The 7,186-nt window shown below is 65.2% G+C and carries 6 protein-coding genes; 3 read left to right on the forward strand and 3 right to left on the reverse strand.

The features are described from left to right. The coding region (locus tag Q0W90_RS21795; RefSeq protein WP_297776534.1) for an ATP-dependent helicase at positions 1–2,147 on the reverse strand (2,147 nt) is incomplete at its 3' end. Positions 2,148–2,280: 133 nt separating this feature from the next. Here Q0W90_RS21795 and ric point away from each other — a divergent pair. From ric to pgi, 3 genes are all read left to right on the forward strand, one after another. Continuing rightward, positions 2,281–2,958: an iron-sulfur cluster repair di-iron protein gene (gene ric, locus Q0W90_RS21800; RefSeq protein ID WP_297593030.1), complete on the forward strand. Its 678-nt coding sequence runs from the start codon at positions 2,281–2,283 to the stop codon at positions 2,956–2,958. 564 nt (positions 2,959–3,522) lie between these two features. Next, positions 3,523–3,843, forward strand: coding sequence for a chorismate mutase (locus tag Q0W90_RS21805; RefSeq protein ID WP_297593029.1), 321 nt, complete (start codon positions 3,523–3,525; stop codon positions 3,841–3,843). Between the two features lie 64 nt (positions 3,844–3,907). After that, on the forward strand, positions 3,908–5,572 hold the full coding sequence (gene pgi / locus Q0W90_RS21810; protein WP_297776537.1) for a glucose-6-phosphate isomerase: 1,665 nt from the start codon (positions 3,908–3,910) through the stop codon (positions 5,570–5,572). Positions 5,573–5,657: 85 nt separating this feature from the next. On the opposite strand, the gene Q0W90_RS21815 is transcribed toward pgi, so the two are convergent. Together Q0W90_RS21815 and Q0W90_RS21820 are read right to left on the reverse strand one after the other, a co-directional pair. Continuing rightward, positions 5,658–6,407 carry an SDR family oxidoreductase gene (locus Q0W90_RS21815; protein ID WP_297593025.1) on the reverse strand — a complete coding sequence of 250 codons (750 nt, stop codon included), beginning with the start codon at positions 6,405–6,407 and terminating at the stop codon, positions 5,658–5,660. Positions 6,408–6,513: 106 nt separating this feature from the next. Then, positions 6,514–6,981, reverse strand: a complete 468-nt coding sequence (locus Q0W90_RS21820; protein ID WP_297593045.1) for a zinc finger domain-containing protein — start codon at positions 6,979–6,981, stop codon at positions 6,514–6,516. Positions 6,982–7,186 lie beyond the last annotated feature (205 nt).

Here is a 7,186-nt window from a genome sequence, read left to right on the forward strand (position 1 = left end):
ACCGGCGCGCTGAACGACGGGGCGGGCGCGGTGCGGCGCCACTCGATCAACTCTTGCGGAATCTCCCTGAGGAACCGCGATTCCGGATTGAGCATGGGCTGCCCCCAGGAGGACCGGACGATGGCCCTGCTCAGGTAGAGCCGCTGCCGGGCCCTGGTGATCCCCACGTAGGCCAGCCGCCGCTCCTCGGAGAGCTCCGTCGGATCGTCCAGTGACCGCATGTGGGGGAACATCCCGTCCTCCCACCCGGTGACGAACACCACCGGAAACTCTAGGCCTTTCGCGGTGTGCAGGGTCATCAGCGTGACCATGCCGGCGCCGTCCTCGGGGATCTCGTCGCTGTCGGAAACCAGCGAGACCCTTTCCAAGAACTCTGCCAGCACACCGGTATCCGGCACGTCCTCGTCTTCGGGGGTTTGCAGCGATTCATCCAGCGCGGCGACGTTCGCCCGGTCGGTGCTGAATTCGTGTGCCACACTGACGAGTTCGTTGAGGTTGTCCAACCGCGCCAGTTCCTGGGGATCGGTGGATGATTCCAACTCCCTGCGGTACCCCGTACGTTCCAGCACCGACTCGACCAGATCCCCGAGATCGTCATCGAGGCGGCCCCGCAGCTCGTCGAGCAGCTCGACGAAACCCGAGATCGCCTTCTCAGCGCGGGAATTCAGCATCGGCACTTTGCCCTCGGCTGCGGCCACGAGCGCATCGGCGAAGCCGGCCCCGGTGTTCTCGGCGTACACCGCCACGCAGGCCTCGGCGCGATCGCCGATGCCCCGACGCGGGGTGTTGAGGATGCGCCGGATGCTGACCGCGTCCCCCGGGTTGTCCAGCACCCGCAGATAGGCGACGATGTCGCGAATCTCCTTGCGCTCGTAAAAGCGCACTCCCCCAACCACTTTGTAGGGAATCCCGGCGCGGATGAATACTTCTTCCAACGACCGCGACGAGTTGTTGGTGCGGTAGAAGACGGCGACGTCGTTGTAGGTGATCTCGCCTTTCTCGGCAAGCGCGTCGATCTCTTCGGCGACGAATCTGGCCTCGTCGTGCTCGTTGTCGGCGACGTAGCCGACGATCAGCTCGCCGGCGCCGGCGGCGGTCCACAGGCGTTTGTCACGGCGCCCGGAGTTGCGGGCGATCACGGAGTTGGCCGCCGACAGAATGTTCTGCGTCGATCGGTAATTCTGTTCCAGCAGAATGGTCGTCGCGTCGGGATAGTCGCGCTCGAAGTCCTCGATGTTGCGGATGGTGGCGCCGCGGAACGCATAAATCGACTGATCGGCGTCGCCGACAACGCACAGCTCGGCCGGTGGCACCTCGTCGGATACCTCGTCAGAACCGGGCTGACCGCCGCGGCCGACCAATTCCCGCACCAGCACGTACTGCGCATGGTTGGTGTCCTGGTACTCGTCGACGAGCACATGCCGGAACCGCCGCCGGTAGTGCTGGGCAATCTGCGGGAAAGCCCGCAACACCGCGACGGTTTCGCCGATCAGGTCATCGAAGTCCAACGCGTTGGCCGCCCGCAGCCGCCGCTGGTACTCGCCGTAAACACTCGCCACCGTGCGGGACAACTCGTCGGAATCATCGGTCAGGTTGGAGACCGCCTCGGCGGGGTCGATCAGCTCGTTCTTCAGGTTGGAGATGGCGTTGGCCAACAGCCGCGGCGAGTAGCGCTTGATGTCGAGCCCCATGTCGCGCCCGATCATCTGCAGCAGCCGACGCGAATCGTCGGCGTCGTAGATCGAGAAGTTGGAATTGAGGCCTTCGATCAGGGAGGCCTGGTTGCGCAGGATGCGCACGCAGGTCGAGTGAAAGGTGGACACCCACATGGCACGGGCCCGGTTACCCACCAGCCGCACCACCCGTTCGCGCATCTCGGCCGCGGCCTTGTTGGTGAAGGTGATGGCCAGGATCTGGCCGACCCCGACGCCCCGGGCCGCAGTCAGGTAGGCGATACGCCGCGTCAGCACCGCGGTCTTGCCCGAGCCCGCCCCCGCGACGATGAGCAGCGGCGAACCCTCGTGCACCACCGCCTGGCGCTGTTGCGGGTTGAGGCCCTCGAGCAGCTCCTGGCTGGCCGCGGAGGCCTGAGCGGCTCGAGGGGACGGAAACGTGCTTGTCACAGCGTCGGTCAGGTATCCGGTCATGGCGTTCCTAACCTACCGCCAGATGGCGACACCCGGTGCAGGCTTCGCCTTGGCGCCATGCCCCGGAATAAATACCATTGAGCATGTATTAATTAGAGCTGCGACCCGTCTCACCGACCCCAAGGAGATTGCGATGGCCACCTACACGTCCGAGACCATTCTCGGCGATGTCATCACCGCCGACCCTTCGCGCACGCGGATACTGGACCGCTTCGGCATCGACTATTGCTGCCATGGCCAACGCCCGATCGGTGCGGCGTGCAACGAGGCGCAGATCGACGTCGACGAGGTTCTCACCGCGTTGAACGGCGAGGTCCCCGGGCCGAGGGCCGACTGGGCGGATATGGCCGACGCAGCATTGATCGAGCACATCGTCGACACGCACCACCGGTTCCTGTGGGACGAATTCCCGCGGATGTCGGCGCTGGTCGACAAGGTGGCCCGGGTGCATGGGGACAACCACCCCGAACTCGGGCAGGTCCGCGACACGTTCGGCGAACTGCGCGAAAAAGTTGAACCTCATCTGCGCACCGAGGAGAGCATGATCTTTCCCGAGCTGCGCACCCGCGGTGACGCCGCGGTCTCCGCTGAATTGCGCACCGCGCTGGAGCAGAACATGAAGCAGCACGATATCGCCGGTGAATTGCTGGCAGAGCTGCGCGAGCTCACCAGCGGTTACGCTGTCCCGTCGGATGCCTGTGGTTCGTATACGGCGATGTTGGCCGGTCTGGAAGAGATCGAATCCGACCTGCACCTGCATGTGCACAAGGAAAACAACGTCCTCTTCCCGCGGGCGCTCGCCACGGTGTGATCCCGCCGAAGCTGGGTCTGGCGGGGCCACGCGTTCACGCATCTTCGCGGCGGCCTTGTCGGTGAAGGTGATGGGCGGGATCTGGCCACCCCCGCCACGATCAGCAGCGGTGAACCCTCGGGCACTACCGCTTGGCGCTGTCGTGGATGAGGCCGTCGAGCAGACGGTCCGCTTCGGAGGTCGACATCGCCTCGGCCAGTGACACGAAGCGCCCCGGCACCAAACCGGGTGAGTGGCGCGGGTGGCCTCGACCGCGCCCAGCGGACCTCCGAAAAATCGGCGTGTCGAACTGCTCTTTCCCAACCGCCTTTGATCGGTTGAGGTAATTACACCCAAGTGCAAAAAGCGCAGCTTAAACATGCTTTTTTTGCGCACGGACCGTTTTTAGTGGCACACTCAAGTCGTGCTCAATGTGCAGTGTCGACGACGCTTCTCGACTCAGCAGTGGCGCCGCCGATTTCCCAACGGGTGCCGGCCCGCGGTGCCCGTGGTCTAACTGCTTCCGCAGCGCCCCGTGGCCCGCTTCGGCACCCGGCGCTCGTCTTCTGTGAGGCCCGAAACTGCATGAGTCCTAAACCCACACATCACGACGAAGACGCGGAGGCAGCTGCAATGAGCATCGAGACGGTGGAGACCCAAGAGCCCACCGACATCGACGAATTACGTCACGAGATCGATCGGTTGGATGCCGAGATTCTCGGCGCGGTCAAGCGGCGCACCGAGGTATCTCAGGCGATCGGTAAGGCCCGGATGGCCTCCGGCGGCACGCGGCTCGTCCACAGCCGCGAGATGAAGGTCATCGAGCGCTACAGCGAACTCGGCCCGGAGGGTAAGGACCTGGCCATCCTGCTGCTGCGGCTGGGCAGGGGCCGGCTCGGTCACTGACCCCGCTCTGGCGCCGGGCTCGCCAGACCTGGCTCCCTCACGTCGGAGCCCATAGGGTCGAAGGATGACCTCCGTGCATCCCCTCCCCGACATCACCGCCACCCCGGCGTGGGACGCCCTGCGCAGGCATCATGAACAAATCGGCCAGACCCGGCTGCGCCAGTTTTTCGATGAGGATCCCGATCGCGGCCGCGAGCTGACCGTCTCCGTCGGCGACCTCTACATCGACTACAGCAAGCACCGGATCACGCGAGAAACGCTGCGGCTCTTGGTCGATCTGGCCCGCACGGCCAACCTCGAAGAGCGCCGCGACCAGATGTTCGCCGGCGTGCACATCAACACCTCGGAGGATCGTGCGGTGCTGCACACCGCGCTGCGACTGCCCAGGGACGCCGAACTGGTCGTCGACGGCCAAAACGTCGTCGAGGACGTGCATGCCGTGCTGGACAGGATGGGCGACTTCACCGATCGGTTGCGCAGCGGCGAATGGACCGGAGCCACCGGAAAACGGATCAGCACCGTCGTCAACATCGGTATCGGCGGATCCGACCTCGGCCCGGTGATGGTCTACCAGGCCCTGCGCCACTATGCGGATGCGGGCATCTCGGCGCGCTTCGTCTCCAACGTCGATCCCGCCGATCTGATCGCCGCGCTCGCCGACTTAGACCCCGCCACAACGCTTTTCATCGTCGCGTCGAAGACGTTCTCGACGCTGGAAACCCTGACCAACGCCACGGCCGCGCGACGCTGGGTGACCGAAGCCCTCGGCGACGCCGCGGTGGCACAGCACTTCGTGGCCGTCTCCACCAACAAGCGCCTCGTCGACGACTTCGGGATCAACACCGACAACATGTTCGGCTTCTGGGATTGGGTCGGAGGCCGCTACTCGGTGGACTCGGCGATCGGGCTGTCGGTGATGGCCGTCATCGGCCGGGAAGCGTTCGCGGACTTCCTCTCCGGATTCCACATCGTCGACCGACATTTCAAGACCGCCCCGCTGGAGTCCAACGCACCTGTGCTACTTGGACTTATCGGCCTGTGGTACTCCAACTTCATGGGCGCGCAATCGCGCGCGGTGTTGCCGTATTCCAACGACCTGGCACGTTTTGCGGCCTATCTGCAACAGCTGACCATGGAATCCAACGGCAAGTCCACCCGCGCGGACGGCAGCCCGGTCACCACCGATACCGGTGAAATCTTTTGGGGCGAACCGGGAACCAACGGACAGCACGCTTTCTATCAGTTGCTGCATCAGGGAACTCGGTTGGTGCCAGCCGACTTCATCGGTTTCAGCCAACCCATCGACGACCTGCCCACCGCCGAGGGCACTGGCAGCATGCACGACCTGTTGATGAGCAACTTCTTCGCCCAGACCCAAGTGCTGGCCTTCGGTAAGACCGCCGAAGAGATCGCCGCCGAAGGCACACCCGCGGATATCGTGCCGCACAAGGTGATGCCCGGTAACCGGCCGTCGACCTCGATTCTGGCCAACCGGCTTACGCCGTCGGTCATGGGCCAGCTGATCGCGCTCTACGAGCACCAGGTCTTCACCGAGGGTGTGATCTGGGGAATCGACTCGTTCGACCAGTGGGGTGTAGAGCTGGGCAAAACCCAGGCCAAAGCCCTGCTTCCGGTGCTTACCGCGGACACCTCGCCGGCGCCGCAATCGGACAGTTCGACCGATGCCCTGGTCCGCCGCTACCGCAGCGAACGAGGGCGCACCAGCTAGCCATCTGCGCCGAGGGTGCGCAGATGTGCGCGCCCACCTGGCGTGTCGAGTGCAAACACGCACGCTCGCGGCAACGGGCTCTCGCTCAGGCGAACATCTTGGTCAGCTGAGGCGGCAGCACCCGCATCAGCTGCACCAGCGGCGCCCACGGCCACCACGGCACCGCCGCCCGGCCGGGCTCACGCTCCATGGCGGCGACGAGCGCGTTGACGCCAGTTTCGTTGTCCACCATCAACATCGTGCTGTTCGACTTGGCCGTCATCTCCGACTCGATGTAGCCGGGTTCGATGACCGAAACCTTGACGGGCCCTTTGGCGTATTCGGCGCGCAGCGATTCACCCAGTGAGCTGACTCCGGCCTTGCTCGCCGCGTATGCGGCCTTGACCCCTGGCACGCCCTTGTTGCCGAGTACCGACGAGATCAGCACCAGGTGGCCCGAGCCGTTCTTGTTGAACATCTCCAGCGCGGTCTCGATCTGCACCAGCGCGGCCACCAGGTTGGTCTCGATCGTCGCTTTGTTGGCCCACAGCTTGCCCGAGCCCAGTTTGGCGCCCTTGCCGATGCCGGCGTTGACGACGATGCGGTCGATGCCGCCCAGCTCGTCGCTGAGTTCGGCAAACACTTTGGGGACGGCCTCGTGGTCGTTGACGTCCAGCGCGGCGACCGCGATGGTGATCCCCGGATACTTCTGCGTCAGTTCGGCTTTGAGCTCATCGAGCCGGTCGGTGCGACGTGCGCACAGTGCGAGGTCGCGGCCCTTGGCGGCGAACGCGCGCGCCATGCCGGCGCCCAGCCCGGAGCTGGCACCCGTGATGAGGATCTTCTGGCGAGTCATCGGGGCAGCATATCGAGTGGCCGCCCAACGCCGAGTTGTTGGGCTCGGCAGCGGCGCTTTGACACCACAAGTCGACGTTCGCGTGCCGGACAAGCACAGGGGGTGACTACTTCAGCAAACGCGACATCCGCCGATCGGCCAGGATCTTGCCCCCGGTCTGACAGGTCGGACAATATTGAAAAGACTTGTCCGCGAACGACACTTCACGCACGGTGTCCCCGCACACCGGACAGGGCAGCCCGGTGCGGGCATGCACGCGCAATCCGGAGCGCTTCTCACCTTTGAGTGTGGCCGCCCCCTGGCCGACGGATCGGCTCACCGCGTCGGTGAGCACCGTGATCATGGCGTCGTGCAGCGTGGCGAGCTGCTTCTCGGACAGCTTGCCGGCCGTGGTGAACGGCGAGATTTTCGCGACGTGCAGGATCTCGTCGCTGTAGGCGTTGCCGATCCCGGCGATCACCTTCTGGTCGGTGAGCACGGTCTTGATCCGGCCGGTGTTGCCGGCAAGAACGCGGGTCAGGTCGTCGGGGCCGAGTTCCAGCGCGTCCGGGCCGAGGGCGGCAAGCTGCGGGATCTGCCGCGGGTCACTCACCAGCCACACCGCCAGCCGCTTCTGGGTGCCGGCCTCGGTCAGGTCGAAGCCGGGCGCCTCACCGGGCGTGCCCAGGTGCACCCGCAGCGCGATCGGGCCCTTGCCGGGCCGCAGCGGCGCCGCGGCCAGCTTGTCGGACCACCGCAACCAGCCCGCCCGCGACAAATGAGCGATCAGGAAAAGCTTG

It is taken from the genome of Mycobacterium sp., from assembly GCF_025933915.1.
Lineage (GTDB): Bacteria > Actinomycetota > Actinomycetes > Mycobacteriales > Mycobacteriaceae > Mycobacterium.